Origin of the sequence: Shewanella sp. SACH, assembly GCF_001887095.2 — a bacterium.
GTDB lineage: Bacteria > Pseudomonadota > Gammaproteobacteria > Enterobacterales > Shewanellaceae > Shewanella > Shewanella baltica.
Window position 1 is genome coordinate 35,472 of sequence record NZ_MPDG02000005.1, and the last position, 19,471, is coordinate 54,942.

General features: G+C 45.8%; 19 protein-coding genes. 10 read left to right on the top strand and 9 right to left on the bottom strand.

Annotation, left to right across the window (positions count from 1 at the left end):
* Positions 1–346: 346 nt before the first annotated feature.
* Entirely contained in the window at positions 347–1,264 is a 918-nt protein-coding gene (locus tag BM607_RS16970) for an alpha/beta hydrolase (RefSeq protein WP_071939911.1), read from the top strand.
* A gap of 83 nt (positions 1,265–1,347) precedes the next feature.
* On the opposite strand, the gene lgt is transcribed toward BM607_RS16970, so the two are convergent.
* Both lgt and BM607_RS16980 read right to left on the bottom strand, forming a co-directional pair.
* Entirely contained in the window at positions 1,348–2,127 is a 780-nt protein-coding gene (lgt, locus tag BM607_RS16975) for a prolipoprotein diacylglyceryl transferase (protein ID WP_071939912.1), read from the bottom strand.
* Between the two features lie 226 nt (positions 2,128–2,353).
* Positions 2,354–2,824: a cupin domain-containing protein gene (locus BM607_RS16980; RefSeq protein WP_012588549.1), complete on the bottom strand. Its 471-nt coding sequence runs from the start codon at positions 2,822–2,824 to the stop codon at positions 2,354–2,356.
* A gap of 379 nt (positions 2,825–3,203) precedes the next feature.
* On the opposite strand from BM607_RS16980, the gene BM607_RS16985 reads away from it, so the two are divergent.
* Complete coding sequence (locus BM607_RS16985; RefSeq protein WP_071939913.1) at positions 3,204–4,112, top strand: sensor domain-containing diguanylate cyclase; 909 nt, start codon at positions 3,204–3,206, stop codon at positions 4,110–4,112.
* A 159-nt stretch (positions 4,113–4,271) separates the two neighbouring features.
* Here the strand turns inward: BM607_RS16985 and BM607_RS16990 are convergent, their stop codons facing one another.
* Positions 4,272–6,461, bottom strand: a complete 2,190-nt coding sequence (locus tag BM607_RS16990; RefSeq protein WP_071939914.1) for an OsmC domain/YcaO domain-containing protein — start codon at positions 6,459–6,461, stop codon at positions 4,272–4,274.
* A 259-nt stretch (positions 6,462–6,720) separates the two neighbouring features.
* A complete protein-coding gene (locus tag BM607_RS16995) occupies positions 6,721–6,951 on the bottom strand; it encodes a hypothetical protein (protein ID WP_006080209.1) in 231 nt (76 codons plus the stop codon).
* Positions 6,952–7,270: 319 nt separating this feature from the next.
* On the opposite strand from BM607_RS16995, the gene BM607_RS17000 reads away from it, so the two are divergent.
* Both BM607_RS17000 and BM607_RS17005 read left to right on the top strand, forming a co-directional pair.
* Entirely contained in the window at positions 7,271–8,935 is a 1,665-nt protein-coding gene (locus tag BM607_RS17000; protein WP_071939915.1) for a methyl-accepting chemotaxis protein, read from the top strand.
* 221 nt (positions 8,936–9,156) lie between these two features.
* Positions 9,157–9,336 (top strand): DUF6435 family protein, encoded by a 180-nt coding sequence (locus BM607_RS17005; RefSeq protein ID WP_011845786.1) that lies wholly within the window; start codon positions 9,157–9,159, stop codon positions 9,334–9,336.
* A 31-nt stretch (positions 9,337–9,367) separates the two neighbouring features.
* On the opposite strand, the gene BM607_RS17010 is transcribed toward BM607_RS17005, so the two are convergent.
* A complete protein-coding gene (locus BM607_RS17010; RefSeq protein WP_071939916.1) occupies positions 9,368–9,784 on the bottom strand; it encodes a ribosome recycling factor family protein in 417 nt (138 codons plus the stop codon).
* 317 nt (positions 9,785–10,101) lie between these two features.
* Between BM607_RS17010 and BM607_RS17015 the strand changes: the two genes are divergently transcribed.
* The 3 genes from BM607_RS17015 to BM607_RS17025 all read left to right on the top strand — a co-directional run bounded on the left by BM607_RS17015 (position 10,102) and on the right by BM607_RS17025 (position 12,438).
* A complete protein-coding gene (locus tag BM607_RS17015) occupies positions 10,102–10,347 on the top strand; it encodes a DUF3297 family protein (RefSeq protein WP_006080205.1) in 246 nt (81 codons plus the stop codon).
* A gap of 162 nt (positions 10,348–10,509) precedes the next feature.
* A complete protein-coding gene (locus BM607_RS17020; RefSeq protein WP_014620595.1) occupies positions 10,510–11,076 on the top strand; it encodes a DUF2726 domain-containing protein in 567 nt (188 codons plus the stop codon).
* A gap of 390 nt (positions 11,077–11,466) precedes the next feature.
* Positions 11,467–12,438 (top strand): GGDEF domain-containing protein, encoded by a 972-nt coding sequence (locus tag BM607_RS17025; RefSeq protein WP_071939917.1) that lies wholly within the window; start codon positions 11,467–11,469, stop codon positions 12,436–12,438.
* A gap of 235 nt (positions 12,439–12,673) precedes the next feature.
* Here BM607_RS17025 and BM607_RS17030 read toward each other — a convergent pair whose 3' ends face one another.
* From BM607_RS17030 to BM607_RS17045, 4 genes are all read right to left on the bottom strand, one after another.
* Positions 12,674–13,684 carry an alpha/beta hydrolase gene (locus BM607_RS17030; RefSeq protein ID WP_249269607.1) on the bottom strand — a complete coding sequence of 337 codons (1,011 nt, stop codon included), beginning with the start codon at positions 13,682–13,684 and terminating at the stop codon, positions 12,674–12,676.
* A 52-nt stretch (positions 13,685–13,736) separates the two neighbouring features.
* On the bottom strand, positions 13,737–14,141 hold the full coding sequence (locus tag BM607_RS17035; RefSeq protein ID WP_249269608.1) for a cyclophilin-like fold protein: 405 nt from the start codon (positions 14,139–14,141) through the stop codon (positions 13,737–13,739).
* 148 nt (positions 14,142–14,289) lie between these two features.
* Entirely contained in the window at positions 14,290–15,339 is a 1,050-nt protein-coding gene (locus tag BM607_RS17040) for an NAD(P)-dependent alcohol dehydrogenase (RefSeq protein ID WP_071939919.1), read from the bottom strand.
* A 15-nt stretch (positions 15,340–15,354) separates the two neighbouring features.
* Entirely contained in the window at positions 15,355–16,587 is a 1,233-nt protein-coding gene (locus BM607_RS17045) for an MFS transporter (protein ID WP_071939920.1), read from the bottom strand.
* Positions 16,588–16,725: 138 nt separating this feature from the next.
* Between BM607_RS17045 and BM607_RS17050 the strand changes: the two genes are divergently transcribed.
* The 3 genes from BM607_RS17050 to BM607_RS17060 all read left to right on the top strand — a co-directional run bounded on the left by BM607_RS17050 (position 16,726) and on the right by BM607_RS17060 (position 19,436).
* On the top strand, positions 16,726–17,616 hold the full coding sequence (locus BM607_RS17050) for a LysR family transcriptional regulator (RefSeq protein WP_006080194.1): 891 nt from the start codon (positions 16,726–16,728) through the stop codon (positions 17,614–17,616).
* 614 nt (positions 17,617–18,230) lie between these two features.
* A complete protein-coding gene (locus BM607_RS21945; protein ID WP_071939921.1) occupies positions 18,231–19,145 on the top strand; it encodes a nuclease-related domain-containing protein in 915 nt (304 codons plus the stop codon).
* A 60-nt stretch (positions 19,146–19,205) separates the two neighbouring features.
* Entirely contained in the window at positions 19,206–19,436 is a 231-nt protein-coding gene (locus BM607_RS17060) for a hypothetical protein (protein WP_071939922.1), read from the top strand.
* The last annotated feature ends 35 nt before the right edge of the window (positions 19,437–19,471 follow it).

The following is a 19,471-nucleotide window of genomic DNA, read 5'->3' on the forward strand; positions in this document are numbered from 1 at the left end:
AGTTGGTAATTTTCTTACAAGTCGCCATACAACTCAATCTGTAATATTGAAAATATGCCGACTGCAACCGTATTCATTAATGAGTTGATGGCAGAGCTAAAAACAGGACTCATCACAGTGTGTGAATTTAGGCTAACAAGCATCTAATTAATGAGTACAGAGCCAGAGTGCGCACAACAATCTGAGCAAAAACAAATTGAGCAAAAATAGTTACTGGCAGAAATCATGTCAATGCTGCTAATCCGCTATTGCTTCTCATCACTGCGGCTACCATTTCAATTAAACTGCCGATAAACTCAGCCCATTGCAGAACTGCTAAGCACACAGAAAAATGAGGGAAGATTAAATGAGCCAACTCTATTTAGAAGAGGGGATTAAACAATTGGTTAGCGAGTTTATCGCAGCGGGTTGCCCATCTGTGCGAGAGCAAACCATTGAGCAACGTAGGCAAGGTTATATCGCCAGCACGGTACTCGCAGGTGAAGCGGAAGACGTGTTCGAGGTGCGCGCAGTTTCCATCGATGGCGCAGACTTGACCCTGTTCAAACCTTCGGCGGCAAACGATTTACCCGTTGTCATTTACTACCATGGCGGCTGTTTTGTCAGTGGCAGCGTTGAAACCCACAATCAACAACTGCGTAAACTCGCCAATGATGCTGGCGCACTGGTTATTGCGGTGAGCTATCGCCTCGCCCCAGAACATGTTTACCCCGCCGCCCACGACGATGCCTGCCATGCCGCCGAAGTTATTTATCAGCATTGCCAACAATGGGGTGGCGATAAGGACAAGATTACCCTGATGGGCGACAGCGCTGGCGGCCATTTAGCCCTCGTCACTTGCCTACGTTTAAAAGCCAAAGGACAATGGTTGCCACAAAAACAAGTGCTTATCTATCCAATGCTCGATGCCACCGCTAAAAGCCAAAGCTATAGCGATAATGGCGAGAAATACATCATCACCCGCGACACCTTACTCACTGGATTTGATCTGTATTTAGATTGGCACCCCAGAACCGATGCCGAAGCCAGTCCGCTGCGAAGCGCTGACCTAGCGGGACTGCCCGAAACCCATATCATCACCGCAGAATTTGATCCGCTCGTCGATGAAGGAGAACAGCTATTTAGGCATCTATTAGAGGCTGGCGTGAATGCCCACTGCCGCCGCTATCTTGGGGTCATCCATGGCTTCTTCCAACTCTCGGGAGTGAGCCGCTCCGCACGGGATGCCATGGTGCAAGTGAGCAATATAGTGAAGACAGCCTAACGTCATCCTTGAGGATTAATTCCTTCATAAAAAAGGCTTTCTATCTAGATAGAAAGCCTTTTTAAACCGTTTGATATTCTGACTTAAACGGCTTTCTTTCGATACGCCAAAAATAACAAGACTATGCCAACGGCTAAAAACGGTAAGCTAAGAAGTTGTCCCGCACTTAGCACTGATTCAGAGTATGCCGCTTGGCTGACTTTAATCGATTCAATCGCAATTCGCGCACTAAATACCGACACGAGGAACAGGCCGAAAATCGCTCCATGCCGTTGTTTAATATGCGTAAATTGATACAGAGCATAAAGCGCGACAAAGATAGCCAAATAGGCAAAAGCCTCATAAAGCTGCGCCGGATGCCTTGGCAACATATCAACACGGGCAAATATAATGCCCCAAGGTTGAGTCGTTGGATCGCCTAAAATCTCTGAGTTGGCAAAGTTCGCCATACGCACAAAAAAGCCAAAAATGGCGGTGGCGATAGCGAGTCTATCCAACAAAAACAGGAAGGGCAGCTTCACTTTGCGTTGGTAATAATACAGCGCCAGAATCGCCCCTACCCCCCCACCGTGGCTGGCGAGTCCACCTTCCCAAATCGCTAAAATCTTAAGCGGATGGGCAAAGTAATAAGCCGGATCGTAAAAAATACAATGGGCTAAACGCGCGCCCACTATGATGCCAACCACACAATAAATCAGCAGATTATCAAGGGACTCAACATCGAGGTTTTCCTTGATATAAATCCGCTTCATCACCTGAAAACCAGCAGTGATAGCAACAGCAAACAAGACTCCATACCAATGTATTTTTAGTCCCATAAACGAGATTAATACAGGATCGAGCTCCCACACTAAGTGTTCCAAATTCAATTACTCCTAACACTTGGTACATAGAGGTACGCCAAAAAGCCTGTTTTACGTGGTTAAACGCCAATAGACAAGCCTTGTCGCGGGGATATCTTACTATTGAGCCAAATTTAACGACACTGAGTAGCGTTGATTTAGCCGAATGATGTTATTTCGACCGAATCGAACTCTCACTCATTAATGGGTTAATTCACGCTCTAATGAACGCGCTTTTTTTATACCACTATCGGCTCAGACGCTTGATGATTTCGCTGTGCTGCGGATATTGAGCTAGTAACGTTTTTCGGCTAAATAACTCGAAATCATCGAAGGTAAAACCGGGGGACACCATGCAGCCCACGAGCGAAAAGCCGGGTTGATTCATCGCCGAACCAAAGATACAGCCCTTAGGCACCAAAAATTGTGGTCGCTCGCCCGCCGCTAAATCGAGTCCCAATTGCGCCGTGGTTAACACGCCATCAGGGGCAATCATATAAATGGTGAGCGATTGTCCTGCATGGAAGTACCACATTTCATCGGCGGTTAGGCGGTGAAAGTGGGAAACTTCCCCCGTGCGCAGTAAAAAATAGATGCTGCTCCATAATGCCCGAGTCTGATCAAACGGCGTTTCAGAACGATAGGATGAGCGGTAATAGCCGCCTTCAACATGCTGTTCTAGTGCTAAATGTTCAATAAAATCATCGGCTGTATGCATTATAAATCCCTGGGTAAAATTAAAACCGCAATTCAGGTTCTAGAGTCTACTCGAAAAACATCTGCTCACTAAGCGCTGCGGTTGAGCTTTTTGAACATAAGCACACACGCTTAAGTCCAACATATCACTATTGACTCGTTACAATAGGCAAAGAGAGAGTTATGGCTTATGGCATCAATCGCGCTGGCGACTTGGCAAAATCGTGACGACAAATAAATTGTACGGCGTGTCGTTATGGTTTGTTGTTCGCACCAAAAGCGGCTAGATTATTATGAGTTAGCGGGATTCATTGGCGGCTAAAGCTCCAAAGAGCGGCTCGTAATGATGACTTGGACACGCAGACATAAAGTTAAGTGATTTTCCACAGGGATCTTAATTGATGATCAATATTGAACAGATGGCGTTAATCCTCGATGCACTGCCAGATCCTGCCTTAATATTGTCAAAAAGTGGTCGGTACGTGGCTGTATTCGGCGGTAAAGATGGGCGTTATTACCACGATGGCAGTGGCTTAGTCGGTTTGTACATTGCTGATGTATTAAACCCCGATAAAACAAATTACTTCTTAGGCATTATCGAACAAGCCTTAGCTAGCCGAGCATTACTGATTGAAGAATATGAACTCAGTAATAAAGATGTCAAAGGCTTACCTGACGCGGGCCCAGATCGACCCATTTGGTTTGAGGGACGAATTCAAGCGCTAGACTTTCTCGTCAATGATGAGCCAGTGGTGCTCTGGGTCGCCAGTAATATCTCACAGCGACATGAGCTTGAACTGCAGCTGCGTCAGCTCAGCGATACCGATCAGCTCACAGGATTATATAATCGCCGCCGATTAGAACGCGACTTAACCGTTCAATTCGACACTTTTCAGCGCCACCGTACGCCCACCTCAATCTTGATCCTCGATTTAGACCACTTAAAGTCCATCAATGACCAGCTAGGCCACCATGCTGGCGATAAAATTATCATCGCCGTTGCCGAAACCTGTCGCACTCAATTTAGAAAAACCGATAGCGCGTATCGTTTTGGAGGGGATGAATTTGTGATTGCCCTGCCCGGTGTAGAACAGTCTCAGGCAGTTAAATTTGCTGAATACCTCTGCGATTGTTTTTACTCTGCGCTGCAACAACATGCGGTTAATGGTTTGTTTGCCACCGTAAGTATCGGGGTTGCCAGCATAGAAGCATTGGATACTTCCTATGAAGACACGCTTAAGCGAGCCGATGCGGCCCTGTATCAAGCGAAACGTAACGGTAAAAATCGAGTGATATCAAATACAGCCTAAGCGGGTTGAACATTTCAAAGCACACATAGCAATAACAAGCGCCCTTAATAAATGATAGTCACAAGTGCTCATAAGAAGCGCGCATCAAAAGGCAGCCAACAAAAAAGCGAACCCTAAGGTTCGCTTTTTAATGCATAAAGCTATTGCCAAACAACAGACTTAATTCAGATCTTTCGCAGCTTTACGGGCTTGATGCAGTTTTTTATAGCTTTCAATCAACCTTAAGTGCGGCTCAATGCCTTCGAGCTGCATGCTGGTCTTAGTCAGGCCATAAAAACGCACTTTACCTGTGACTGAGCCAACGACATTGTCCATCACTTCTTTACCGAACATGCGGTTGAAGTTGTGGATAAAATCATCAAGTTCTAGCTCGTCATCTAAGGTCACTTCCAATACAGCATTCATGGCTTGGTAGAACAGGCCGCGTTTAACGGTATTGTCGTTAAACTGCAGGAACTCACCAACTAGCTCAATCGCGTCTTCGTGTGCACCGAGCGCCAAATAAATCAGGATCTTAAGCTCGATAATCGTGAGCTGACCCCAAACGGTATTTTCATCGAATACAATGCCGATTAAGGTGCGGATATCCGTGTAGTTATCGAGTTGGCTTTCTTCTAAACGATTAACCAAATTAGCCAATTGCTTAGTGCTTAACGAATGCAGATTTAGGATATCTTCACGGTATGCCAGCGCCTTGTTGGTGTTATCCCAAATCAAGTCATCAACTGGATAAATCTCAGAGTAATCAGGTACTAAAATTCGACATGCCGATGCGCCTAAATCGGTAAACTCGGCGATATACACCTCTTTACCTAACTCTTCTAAGATACCAAACAGACCGCTGGCCTCTTCTTCACTGGTGCCAGAGAAATCCCATTCGCAGAATTCATAATCAAATTTACTGCTAAAGAAGCGCCATGAAATTACCCCTGTTGAATCAATAAAATGCTCAACAAAGTTTTCTGGCTCACTGACCGCCATGCTATTAAAGGTCGGTTTTGGCACATCGTTTAAGCCTTCGAAGCTGCGGCCTTGCAGTAATTCAGTTAGGCTGCGCTCTAATGCCACTTCAAAGCTTGGGTGCGCGCCAAATGAGGCAAACACGCCGCCGGTTTTCGGGTTCATTAAGGTCACGCACATCACAGGGAATTGACCGCCGAGTGAAGCGTCTTTGACCACAACCGGGAAACCTTGCTCTTCTAAGCCGTTAATGCCCGCGAGGATACTTGGATATTTTTCAAGTACCTGCATTGGAACATCTGGCAGAACAATTTCTTGCTCAATGATTTGGCGTTTAACGGCACGCTCAAAAATCTCTGACAAGCACTGCACATGCGCTTCTTGCAGGTTATTGCCCGCGCTCATACCGTTACTTAAAAACAGGTTTTCAATCAGGTTCGATGGGAAGTAAACCGTTTCACCGTCAGATTTACGGGTGTAAGGAATCGCACAAATGCCGCGCTTAATATTGCCCGAATTAGTATCAATCAAGTGCGAGCCGCACAGCTCGTCGTCAGGGTTATAAATCTCTAAACAATAGTCATCCAGAATACCCGCTGGCAACGCATCGTCTTCCTCTAACGCAAACCACTTTTCATTGGGATAATGTACAAATTCGCTATTAGCGATTTCAGTACCAAAGAATTGATCATTATAGAAAAAGTTGTTATTCAAACGCTCAATAAACTCGCCGAGCGCTGAACACAGCGCGCTTTCTTTGGTCGCGCCTTTACCATTGGTAAAACACATTGGCGAAGCGGCGTCACGAATATGCAGTGACCACACGTTCGGCACGATATTGCGCCATGATGAGATCTCAATCTTCATCCCAAGATCGGCGAGCATGCCCGTCATATTGGCAATGGTCTGCTCCAGTGGCAGATCTTTACCCAGAATAAAGGTGCTCGAGGCGCCATTAGGCTGGCCCATCAGCATGGCATTGGCGTCTGCGTCTAGGTTTTCAACGGTTTCAATCTTAAATTCTGGCCCCGTTTGCACCACTTTTTTAACGGTACAACGGTCAATTGAACGCAAAATACCTTCGCGATCTTTATCGGAAATATCTTCTGGCAATTCAACCTGAATTTGGAAAATCTGGTTGTAGCGATCTTCAGGATCGACAATATTGTTCTGCGACAGTCTGATGTTATCCGTTGGAATATCGCGGGCTTTGCAATACACCTTCACGAAATAGGCCGCACACAGGGCTGACGACGCTAAGAAATAATCAAACGGACTAGGAGCAGAACCATCACCTTTGTAGCGGATCGGCTGATCGGCGGTAACGGTAAAATCATCAAACTTGGCTTCAAGTCTAAGATTGTCGAGAAAATTAACTTTGATTTCCATTGAATATGATTTCCACTAAATATGCGAGTCTGTAGCAGCCCATCGACCAAGTCGCGTCATTGGTAATGAGTCATTAAGGGGGAATTATCGGTGTTTTTAGCCCATTAGTCTTGGGTTAATTATGTTAAAAACCACAATCGGGGCATTTGCGGCTTAGCTTAGTGGGTTGAATAGCAGGTTTGAGTTTGAACTGAGATTGAATAACAGGAAGGCAAAGTAAGCCAATTGATCGCAGAGTAAAACCAAGTGCAAGAACAAATTATTGATGTTTTTCAGTCTCTCGCTTAACCAACATAAAGGTTAAATACATCTTAGTCGGTAATGACAACGCCATGCCAAAGGCGACACACATAGCACTGAGAATAATCCCCTGCACGCCCATCGCTTCAACAGTGTCATTAAAGTTATGCAGATAAATACCCAGCGCAATAAGACAAATACCCACACTAATGCAGATTTTCAGCGTTAAAATCAGCTTTTCATTCGTCACTGTTCCGCCCTTCCCTTCGCCGCTATGTCGCTTTGCTGCCGACCCGCTGCAAGTTTAGATACCTGCTCAAGGTTCGCGAAAGTCTAGCCGCCATTTGCATCAAGCTTAACTAATATAGTGAACGCATTTTCCATATAGGACCTTGATTAAGATCAACCAAAGTGACCCAACTTAAGGTATACCCAACCCATAACGCATAAGAAAAAAGCGTGCTTTTTGTCATTTACATTATATTTTTGTTAACTTAAGCACTTAAGAATATGGGGAATTAGCTATACTGCCCTGCAATAAAAGGATGTTCATCACGGAGTCATCAAGCATGTCTAATTTCAGTTTACGTAACAAATTGCTGCTGTTATCGCTGTTCCCGTTAATCTTGACCCTGTGCATACTCATGACAGTTTCTTACTACGTCGAACAAAGCGCCCTTGCCGATGAAGTCACAACGTTTAGAACTAAGCTTATCGGTGAACGTAAAACCCAAATAAAAGAAGCCACCGAAATTGCCGCTGGCATAGTGCAATATCAGTTGTCTTTAAAAGAAAATGGCAATGTGAACCAAGCGCTCCGTGATATCCGTTTTGGCAGTTCAGGCTACTTCTTTATCTACGACTCCCAAGGCAAAAACCTATTCCATGCCGTCATGCCCAACCTCGAAGGGCAAAATAAAATTGATATGACAGATCCCCGCGGCACAAAAATCATTGTTGGTTTACTCGATGCAGCTAAAAAGGGTGACGGTAACTTCTCGTTCTATTTCCAAAAACCCAATACCAATGAGCAAATTGAGAAAATCGGTTACTCCATGATGATCCCTGGCACTGATTGGATGCTAGGCACAGGCGCTTATATCGATGATATCGACGCTGTCGTTGAGGATTATCGTGCAACGGTCACTGAGCAGATGATTGATAAGTCCTATGCCATTCTGTTAATTGCACTGTTACTCGCTGCGATTACAGCCGTCGTTATTCTCGCCACCGCCCAACGCATGGTGGCACCGATTAAAAATATGGCGGACAACTTAAACGATATCGCCAAAGGCGAAGGCGATTTAACTAAACGCCTCACTGTGAAAGGTGAAGATGAAATTGCACAACTAGGTCGATCCTTTAACCTGTTTGTCGATAAGCTCCAAACCATCATAGGCGATGTGGCAAACGCGACCGCTAAAGTTAAAACCGCCGCCAACGCGATTCACGATCAAACCAAAGTCATGTCGAGCCAACTCATCAGCCATAACAATGAAACCGATCAAGTGGTTACCGCTATTACTGAAATGTCAGCCACCGCCAGCGAAGTAGCGCAAAATACCACGCAAGTAGCCGAAGCAACCCATGCCGCAACAGGCGATGTGGCCAATGCCCAGCGTTGCGTCGATGCTTCTTTAGAAGAAATATCCGCGCTCATGGCGCAAATCAACAATGCGGCTGGCAATATTCAATCCTTGAGCGAACAATCTAAAAAAATCAATAACGTGCTATCTGTTATTGGCGGCATCGCCGAGCAAACTAACCTATTAGCATTAAATGCCGCTATCGAAGCCGCTCGCGCCGGAGAACAGGGCCGAGGCTTTGCCGTGGTGGCAGATGAAGTGCGCAACTTAGCGAGCCGAACTCAATCAAGCACGCTAGAAATCAATGAGATGCTATCCGAACTGCACAAGCTTGTGGCGCTGGCGGTGAAAACGATGGAAGAAAGTCAGCAAAGCTGCGTACGCTCGGTAGACTCTTCACGCGCAATCTCCGAAAGCCTTGGCTCAGTGACATCGGCGGTAACGGCAATCAACGACATGAGCACCCAAATTGCAACGGCGGCTACGGAACAAAGCTCTGTGACCGAAGAAATCAACCGCAACGTGTTCGCCATCCAAGAGATTGTGAATGAGTTACTTCATTCCAGTGAAGATGCTGCCAGAGTCAGCCAAACCGTATCGCAAGAAGGAATTAACCTAGGTAAACTCGTCGGCCAGTTTAAGATTTAAACTTATTTTGAATGGGTTGTAAGCTAATTAAGACATAGCAACCCATTCATTTTCTGAAAAGGTGGGATTACGTCCCAGCCTTGCTGAGCCCGATGGCTGTGGATTGTGGATTGTGGATTGTGGATTAAGAGTTGGAGGCACTGCTTTTAATTTAAAAAAGTAAAACTTAAATCCCGTTACCTACGTATATAACCCAAATACTCAACTCAGTAGAAGTGACCATGTTTTCAATCTTTAAGAAAAACCCTTTAAAAAAGTTAACTCAGCAATACAATGCCAAGCTTGAAGAAGCGATGCATGCACAGAGAAAAGGCGATATTCGATCCTACTCAATGCTGACCGCTGAAGCCGAGCAAATTGAAAATCAAATAAAAGTGTTAGAAAAAGCAGCCAAGCAATAGAGGCGCATAGCGAGAACGCAAAGTAAGCAAACTACCAAGAGTCGGCTTGAAAACGTGCCAATCTGGCCTCTGTGATAGTGCATTGGGTCAGTTGCATCAACTCACCTAAAGTGATCGCGGGATTATCTGTGATAAGCCGAATCAACTTAGCGTCTAAGGGCTCTAGCTTATCCGCATGTTGCAGCAAGGCCGTTTCCAACTTTTTGATAAGATAACCAAACTGGACATCTTTAGCCGTTAACTGCTTCGCTGGCAACGACTCGGTTTGTAAATGCGCACTGCAGGATTGGATCTTAATCGCCCCGCCCACCATGCACCAATTCCTCGAACGTCGCACACGCTTAAGCTCGCAATCATATTGGGTTGCAATCGCTTGAGCTTGTTTAACCGCCTCCCGCCCAATTCGATGAATAAGCGAGGGCAGCGAGATACTAATGTCGTCGTTCATAACTCTTGATTAATAACTCTGATTAATAGCTGTTGGATAATCGCTGTTGATCTATAGCCGCTCGTTTAGAACTGTTGATTTATCGCAGATTTTCATGGCTATAGGATAAAGCCTGCTCAACTTAACATTCAAGCGCCAGAAAATACCACGCGCGAAAGTGTAGCACTGTATCCTCGCAGGCTAATAAGGTTGACGAACAGATACCGCCATACTTATCCATGCAGCGCAATCAGTCACAGTTAAAGTCTTGAGCGTTGCGCTGGGATTGCCTACAATAGCGCACGCTTTTTCACTATAGACAATGACAGATCACGACCATGACCGACACAACATCTTTACCCGCTTTACCGGATCGCCTTTCCGTTAACCCACGCAGCCCACACCATGTGGCAGAAATTTTCGAGCACGATATCGGTATTAAGCTCAACGGCAAAGAACGTTTTGATGTCGAAGAATATTGCATCAGTGAAGGTTGGGTAAAAGTGCCAAGTAAATCCTTGGACCGTCGCGGCCAACCACTTTTATTGACAGTAAAAGGCACAGTAGAAGCGTTTTATCGTTAAGACGTGTGCGTACCGATAATACCGGTATTGCTGTAGATGTAGTGGCCAACAAGATTTGGTCACTACACTCAACGCCTCATTACTTTGGGCATTACAGTGTAAGCAACTCACGGATGGATGCTTAACAAGTCACAGTGACAATACTCAAACAAGGATGTCATGATGAATTCGAATCAATTAATACTTATCGGGCTGGGTTTTGCACTTATCATTTTACTACCGCTACTCTTACGCATTTTCACCAATCTGCTTGTCCCATCTTCTGATAATACCTACCGCTACCGTAAACAAGACGCCCTATTTTCCAGTGCTGAACGCTCATTCCTCGGGATATTAGATCAAGCCGTGGGCGACCAATACCGAATACTCGGTAAAGTGCGCATCGCCGACGTTATCACTCCAGAAAAAGGCATGAACCGCAGACATTGGCAAATCGCCTTTAATAGAATTTCCGCCAAGCACTTCGATTACTTACTCTGCGATAAACACACACTTGAAGTTATCGCCGCCATCGAACTCGACGATAAAAGCCACAAGCAAACGCGCACTCAGCAACGCGACCTCCTCATCGAACAAGCCTGCGAAAGTGCTAAGCTGCCATTAATCCGCTTCGACGCCAAACGCAGCTATCAGTTAGAACTTATTCGCAGCACCATACACACCGCCTTACCCGCTAAAACTCACGCCGCTGAAGAATCATCACTCATACTGACGGCGAGCAAAACTTAAGCGCTACAAAGCGTGCTCAATCGCCTGTTGATTAACTCTGGTCATTCACACTAAATTGCAGATATGTTCGAGCGCGATAGTGGTATTAAGCTCAGGGGGCAAAGCACGTTTTGATGTCAGAGAACATTGCCTGAGTGAAGATAGGGTGAAGTGCCAAGTTAATCTTTAGACCGTCGCGAACCATCGCCGCCAATCACATTACTCACGGTGCAACGCCCTACGACAGGCGATGGAAAAATACCAAACGAGCAGGTGCACGACATCAGATAAAGCCAGAAACTAACAATTTACTCTGGCCCAATTTATACGTATTCTCATTCAAAAATGTTTTCAGCGTGCTAACGTACTCCGTCTGATTGGCATGATAATTTAATTTACGATGAGAGCATTATGATCAATCAGCTACAGGAAAAATATCAACTGTCGTTATTGTTACTACTGAGTTCTGTCGCCGTGATGGGTGTTTTCCCCTTTGTGGTGATACGTTATCTGAGTGGCAACTACATTGCGGCAATCATTGATATAACGCTGATCATAGGGATGATATCGTTCGTCGCTTATGCGCATTATTCCAAAAAAATCCGTTTGGTGAGCGCGATATTGGCGGTGTTTATTAATACCGGTGTTGTCGTCATCGTTGTCGCTAACGGAATAGGCAGTTTTTTGTGGATTTACCCCGTTTTTGCCAGCACCTTTATTTTAGTTAAACCGATTGAAGCCTTTTTAATTAACGTCATTGCCAGCATTGCACTGGTGGCGCTGGCGAACATTTTTGACGTCATTTCACTATTCTCCTTCGTGATCACCATCTTGATGATGTCGATGAGCGCCTTTGTGTATGCTTTGCACGGCGTGAAACAGTTTCGCTTGCTAGAAACCCTCAATAGCGTTGACCCGCTCACCGGCGCATTTAATCGCCGAGCCATGGGCTCAGATATGGAGGCGGCCTTATCCAACGCAGAACACAATGGCGTTAAACACTTGCTAGCCATTCTAGATTTGGACTACTTCAAGACAGTAAACGATAAGTTCGGCCATGCTATTGGCGACCAAGTACTAAAGCGTTTTGTGGCGATTACGACATCGCACCTTGGTAAAAACGATCGACTTTATCGATTCGGTGGCGAAGAGTTTGTCCTTTTAATCCCCGAAATGAGTGAACAAGATGAGTTTATTCAAAATCTTAGAATGGCGATTAAAAAAGAGTTAACAACACCCGATGGCAAAGAAATCACAGTGTCATTTGGTGTCGCGCCCTGGGTGCCAGGAACCACAACGGATACTTGGCTGCAGCGCGCGGATGAAGCGCTTTACCTCGCCAAACAACAAGGCCGCGACTGCGCAATCTTTAGCAACGAATAGTATTTAGCCACGAGCAGTGTATTTCGTTATTGCTCGGAACAATGCCTACCAACAACCCGCTTTAATTTGAATAAGTGAGATTGAGTTAATTGATAACAGAAATAAAACCTCACTCGTATTTATTACCCACAATCCTCATCAGCAATAAACCCAATAACGACGCAGTAAACCTGTGGTTCAAGCAACTCAGCTGTTATCGCTCAGTGTGAACCACTCATTTAATCCGGTAATCAATTTATAAGGTTTTGCTAAAAAACTCAGTCAACTTATCCCATGGAATAAGTGCAGTTCTGTCATACAAATCAACATGACCAGCGCCTTTAACATAGTAAAGCTCCTTTGGCTCACCCGCTAATCGATAGGCTTCTTCACTAAACTCCTTTGAATGGGCCTTATCGCCAGTAATAAACAACATTGGCCGTGGTGAGATGGTTTCAATATCGTTAAACGGGTAGAAGTTCATAAACTTTATGTTGCTGGTCAGCGTTGGGTGAGTGGTTAACTGTGGTGAGGAGCTTGCTGGCGTATATTCGCCCCGTGGCGTGCGATAAAAATCGTAAAACTCGCGCTGGATTGGATGGGTATCCTTATCTAACTGATGCACTGTCCCGCTGGTATATTCAATTTCACCGCCGCCGAACTCAAGGTCACGCTGTTTCGCAGCTGCTGCGATAAGCTTTTTACGTTGTTCAACGGTTTGTGAGTGGTTTAGGGCATGACGATTTACTGCGCCCATGTTGTACATGCTCACGGTAGCGATAGCTTTCATCCGCGGATCAATCTTGGCAGCACTAATCACAAAACTGCCACTGCCACAAATACCCAACACGCCGATACGAGTACGATCTATCAGCTTATTTGTGCCCAGATAATCGACCGCTGCACTAAAATCCTCGGCGTAAATATCGGGCGAAACCGCATTACGAGGTTGGCCTTCACTTTCGCCCCAAAATGACAAGTCTAGCGATAAGGTAATAAACCCTTGTTCCGCCATTTTTGTGGCATATAAATTAGCACTTTGCTCTTTTACAGCTCCCATTGGATGACCGACGACTATCGCTGGATGAGTCATTTTTTTATCGAGGTTTTTGGGAATAAACAGATTGCCTACAACCTCCATATTATATTGATTTTTAAATGTCACCCGTTGCATAGCCACGCTATCGCTTTGGTAGAAATTATCGGCGCCATTAGACATATCCTGCGCGAATGCAGGCAGGCTTGCCGTTGATAACAGGCCTAGCATTATTATTGCTTTAGTGATTTTATTTAAATTTTTCATATACATTGTAGGTTCTCTATTCTGAATCATCGCCATTTTGTGCTTGCTCTATTCGTACTGTGATATCACTGTCGCCCATGAGGGCATCAACACTTCCATCTATCTGACCGAGTCGGATGAGTCCGCGCGAATAAACAAAGTCGTGATAGAAAAAGGCCAGGTTTCCCCAAGGCGCAAAATACGCAATGTCGCCCACTTTGGAGGTATAACCTTGTGGCGCGTCTTTATGCGAAAGCTTTGCCGGTAAATCAGCAATTTTCTCGGTGCCGTTATAATCCGCAAGCGTGAGGTCCAAAGGCAATAACGCCACAAAATCCCGAGCCGCCTGCGTGTTTTCAAGCGTTGCGGTTAATGTTGTGTCTGCGATGATGATGCGTATCTTTACTGCACTCTTTTCTGAACTCTTTTTTGCAAGCGGCATAGTCATAGACTCATTGTATTGGCTCGCTGACGCAGAGGTCGCAGCGGATGCGACCTCTACGCAGACCATTAACAGCAATAAAACCATGGGCATCCGTAAGACCAAAATGCTTAAGCATCGAATACCCATAATCCACACTCGGGTTCAGCTAGCGCGCTAGCGTGGCGTTGTCGATAACGAACCGATACTTCACATCGCCCTTCAGCATGCGCTCATAGGCGGTGTTAATCTCGTCAGCGCGGATCAGTTCAATATCCGACACTATGTTGTTTTCAGCACAAAAATCGAGCATCTCTTGGGTTTCACGGATCCCACCTATCATTGAACCCGCAAGGCTGCGGCGTTTCATAATCAGATTAAACGCATTGGGCGAAGGATGATTTGTTGCAGGCGCGCCAACTAAGGTCATAGTGCCGTCGCGTTTTAATAGGCTTAAAAAAGCGTCCAGATCATGGGGAGCCGCAACGGTATTTACAATCAAATCTAAACTCTGCAGATGCTTCGCCATTTCATCGGCATTTTTGGAAACAACCACTTCGTCGGCACCCAAGGCTTTGGCCGCATCACGTTTAGATTCTGAAGTGGTAAATGCCACAACATGAGCCCCCATGGCATGGGCGAGCTTAATCCCCATGTGGCCAAGGCCACCAATGCCGACAATACCGACTTTTTTACCCGGTCCCGCATGCCAATGGCGCAGCGGAGAATAGGTGGTGATACCCGCACACAGAAGTGGAGCCACTGCCGCTAATTGCGCTTGTGGATGACTGATACGCAGCACATAACGTTCATCAACCACGATTTGTTCCGCGTAGCCACCGAGCGTATGACCAGGCGTATCATGGGTTGGGCCGTTATAAGTACCCACCATGTGATCGCAGTAATTTTCTTGATCATCAATACACTCATGGCAGTGTTTACAGCTATCAACGATGCAACCCACGCCAACCAAGTCACCCACGTTGAATTTTGAGACATGTCCGCCCACAGCAGTCACTCGACCAACAATCTCGTGACCGGGGACGCAGGGATATAAGGTCCCCGCCCATTCCGAACGAACCTGATGCACATCCGAGTGACACACACCGCAGTAGTCGATGCTGATCTGCACATCATCCTCGCCGGGTAGGCGTCGCGTAATCGTCATAGGTTCCAGCGGTAAATGGCTGGCATTTGCACCAAAAGCTTTAATCTGCATAGTAAAATTCCTTCATTATTGAGCGTGAAGCAGCGGTTCTGGCGTTGAACGTTGGGTCCAATACGCGAGTAAAGCAGCCGCCGCTAGCAAGGTTGCACTCAGCAAAAATGTGCTGTGGTAACCATTAAAATCAAATAGTACACCGCCTAAGGTTGAGCCCAGCCCGATAGCCAATTGGATAACCGCCACCATTAAGCCGCCACCGACCTCAGAATCTTCCGGCATAGTTCGCGCAAGCCAAGTCCACCATGCAACGGGCGCCGCAGTGGCAACGCCGCCCCACAATGCAAGCAGCGTCGTTACGGCAACACTGCTATCGCTAAACAGGATTAACGCTAAAGCAATTACCGCCATCACCAACGGAATAAAGATTAACGTGCGGTAGAGATTGTTTTTCAAAAACACACTGACTAGCAGCGTCCCCATAAAACCCGCGACGCCCATCACCAGCAAAATGAATGACAAGTTATTGCCCTCTACATGGATAGCGGTTTCCAGAAACGGACGCACATAGGTAAATAACGCAAACTGCCCCATAAAGAACAACACAATTGCCAACATTCCCAATCGAACCAACGGCTTGTTTAGTAGAGAAAATATATTCGCTGAACCAGCAACGCGTTTTTCGGGTTTCATCGCAGGCAAACTAAACCACATCCACACAAACGCGATCAGTGCGACGGGCACTAAACCGAAAAAGGCGCCTCGCCAACCGATATGCGCGCCAAGGTAACTGCCCAGCGGTGCAGCAATCACCATAGCCAGCGCGTTGCCACCATTGAATATCGCCAAGGCTTTAGGGATCTTGTCAGTTGGCACCAGACGGATCGCCGACGCGCCAGATAAAGACCAAAATCCACCAATCACGACGCCAATTAAAGAGCGGCCCAGCATATAAACTGCGTAGTTAGGGGCATAAGCAATAACAATGCCCGATACCAACATTAACGAAATGAGCCCAAGTAGGAGTGACTTACGATCCGTATCTTTAGCAATTGATGCGATACTCAAACTGGTTAACACGGCAAAAAAACCAGATATCGCAATGCCCTGCCCGACCAATCCTTCACTCACATTCAAATCAGCGGCAATCGGTGTCAGTAAACTAACAGGCATAAATTCCGAGGCGACCAAGGCAAACACGCATAACGACATCGCCAGCACGCCACTCCAATTTGCCGTTTGTTGTTGACTTGCTTGTTGAATCGCACAGCGTGGTTCTGACGTTTCGCATACCTGAGTGGTCATTACATACCTATCAATGGTTAAATTTAAATCTGATTGACTTTGTAGTCGCTATTGTTTCAAATGCACTGGAACCTTACTAGCTAATGAATGCTTATAGAGCTTATTAGCTCAGCTAATTAAAGTGGTGCAAAAAACAGTATGATGAAACGGAATCTGAACGATCTTTTGTGCTTCGTCACCGTCGCTCGCGAAGGCAGTTTTACCCGAGCCGCCGCCTTACTCGGCGTCACCCAATCGGCACTGAGCCAAGCGATCAGCGGTTTAGAAACCCGACTTGAAATCAGACTGTTAACGCGCACCACTCGCAGCGTATCGGCGACAGAGGCAGGCGAACGCCTGTTAAATGCGATAGGTAATCGATTTGATGAAATTGAATCCGAGCTGGATGCATTAACAGCCATGCGTGACAAACCCGCCGGAACAGTCAGGATCACCTGCGGTGATTTCGTGCTGCGAACCTTACTCATCCCAAAACTGTCGCCGTTACTCCACAACTATCCCGATATTAAAGTCGAGTTCGATGTGAATTATGGCTTTAGGGACATAGTGGCTGATCGCTTCGATGCCGGCATCCGTCTAGGCGATACCATAGATAAAGACATGATCGCGATCCCCATCGGCCCCCATCAAACAATGGCAGCCGTGGCGACTCCCGCTTATTTTGCGCAGCACCCCATCCCCAAACACCCACAGGATCTTATCGAGCATAACTGCATTAACATTCGCTTCCCGACCCACGGTGGTTTGTATGTATGGGAGTTTGAAAAAGACGGCAAGCAATTGAATGTGCATGTGGACGGCCAACTTATCTTTAATGCATCGCACCATATCGTCGATGCAGCTTTGCAAAGCAACGGTATCGCTTACCTGCCAGAAGCAGAATTTGAACCCCATATCAAAGCAGGGCGTTTAGTCAAAGTCCTTGAAGACTGGAGCCTGTCTTTTGCCGGCTATTATCTGTATTACCCCAGTCGCCGCCAACCCTCCCCCGCTTTTACCTTAGTCGCCGACGCACTGCGTTTACGCTGAGATTTCCCTCTTCTTGGACGGTCACTAACATGACCGCTTAGCTTTTGTGTATCTCGACTAAGGACTAATAAGAGCAAAGAGAAGAGATAAAAGCTTAAACGACAATTAAGCAAAATATTACTGCACCATTTTTATCTGAGTTCTGAATTAAGCACTGTCATTCCAGTGACTCGCAGCAAGTACGTCCTTGTATGCTCGAACGTGGCATCCTTGCCACGGACGGTCACTTACATGACAGCGCTTAATCTCGTTTAACTCTTGTGTATTTCTGTGAGCTAGTAAGGAAAAGATAAAAATCTAACAAGCGACTCCACAAAGACATCCCAGCTGTTCTTTTCAACACAGCTACAAGTCATTATTTAAAATACGTATTGTGATAAACATCATTGATTAAACCGCATAGAGCAGGTTAAAGTGTGACCACTAAGGAAAATGCAGGGCAAACTCGAACTCAATCATCGAACACGCCATTTAAGGAAGAAGAAGCAAATCAGCAATGTGCGCCCAAACTCTTAGCAGACAAGTCTGCCACCACTTTCCAAAATGATAAGTCAATTTTATTAGCGGTTTTATCATCGGGTTAACTATTGACTCGCATTACTTCAGGGACGTAAATGACCGATTTCAGTAGCAGTATGTTATCCCTAGCGATAATACTCTCCAGCATGTTTGCCATAGTGGGTGTCATGTATGGTTTGCTGAAATATCGCGATGCAACCGTAAAGCTACCCGTCGATCGCGAACAACTCGCCCGCATACCAGCCTATGGTTTACAGCAACAAATCCAAGATCTGCAGATGGACTTAATCGGAAGTATGCTGATGGGCGCGATGATAGTATCCCTGCCGTTTGCCGTCAGCAGCCTTAAAGCCCACATCACAGTCGGTCAATTCCCGTGGATATCTGTCACAACGGGTTTAATGGGATTAGCTTATTGCGGCTTTAAAACATGGAAAAACTTTTCAAAGCTCACCAAATTACGCCTAGGTCATACAGCCGAAATCGCCACAGCCAATGAACTCATAGGCTTACAAGCACTCGGTTATCAAGTATTTCACGATGTCCAAGCCGACGGCTTTAACATCGACCATCTTGTCGTAGGCAAAAATGGTGTATTCGCCATTGAAACCAAAGGCCGCCATAAACGGAACAAAGACCTACTCCAAACCAATGGAAATGGCCCAAGCTCTGGTAAAAAAGGCTATCAAGTATTTTACAAAGACGGACGCTTAAACTTCCCCTCGTGGACAGAAACCAAACCAATCGAACAAGCAGAACGGCAAGCCCAATGGGTCAGCCAATGGTTAACCAAAGCGACAGGCTCCCCCGTCGCCGCCACCCCAGTACTCGTATTCCCCGGCTGGTATGTCACCTGCCAGACCAAGCCACCGTTCCCGATCGTTAACCACAAACAATTAGTCGGCACTATCCCAACCCTGCGAACCCAAGCCCTTACCCAGCAACAGGTCGACACCATCATCTACCAAGTAGCCCAAAGATGCCTGAGTAAAAGCGAGGCGGGGAAGTAATGGATATAGAAAATTTGAGTCAGCTTATAACCTCACATAATTTAAAAACAAGGAAATAATATGATTAACTACAAAAATCTAGGTGGTAATTCGAATGTGATCGCTTACGAGATAAAGGAACAATCTATTACTGTTCAATTTGCATCTGGTAGGTATCAGTTCTACTTATATGATTATTCAATCCCAGGCATTCAAATAGTAGAAAGAATGAAAGAGTTAGCAGAGCAAGGACGAGGCTTAAACTCTTATATATCAACTACTGTAAAAACAAGATTTTCAAGAAAATGGTAGATATACATAATTATTCATCTTCCAAAATAATTAAA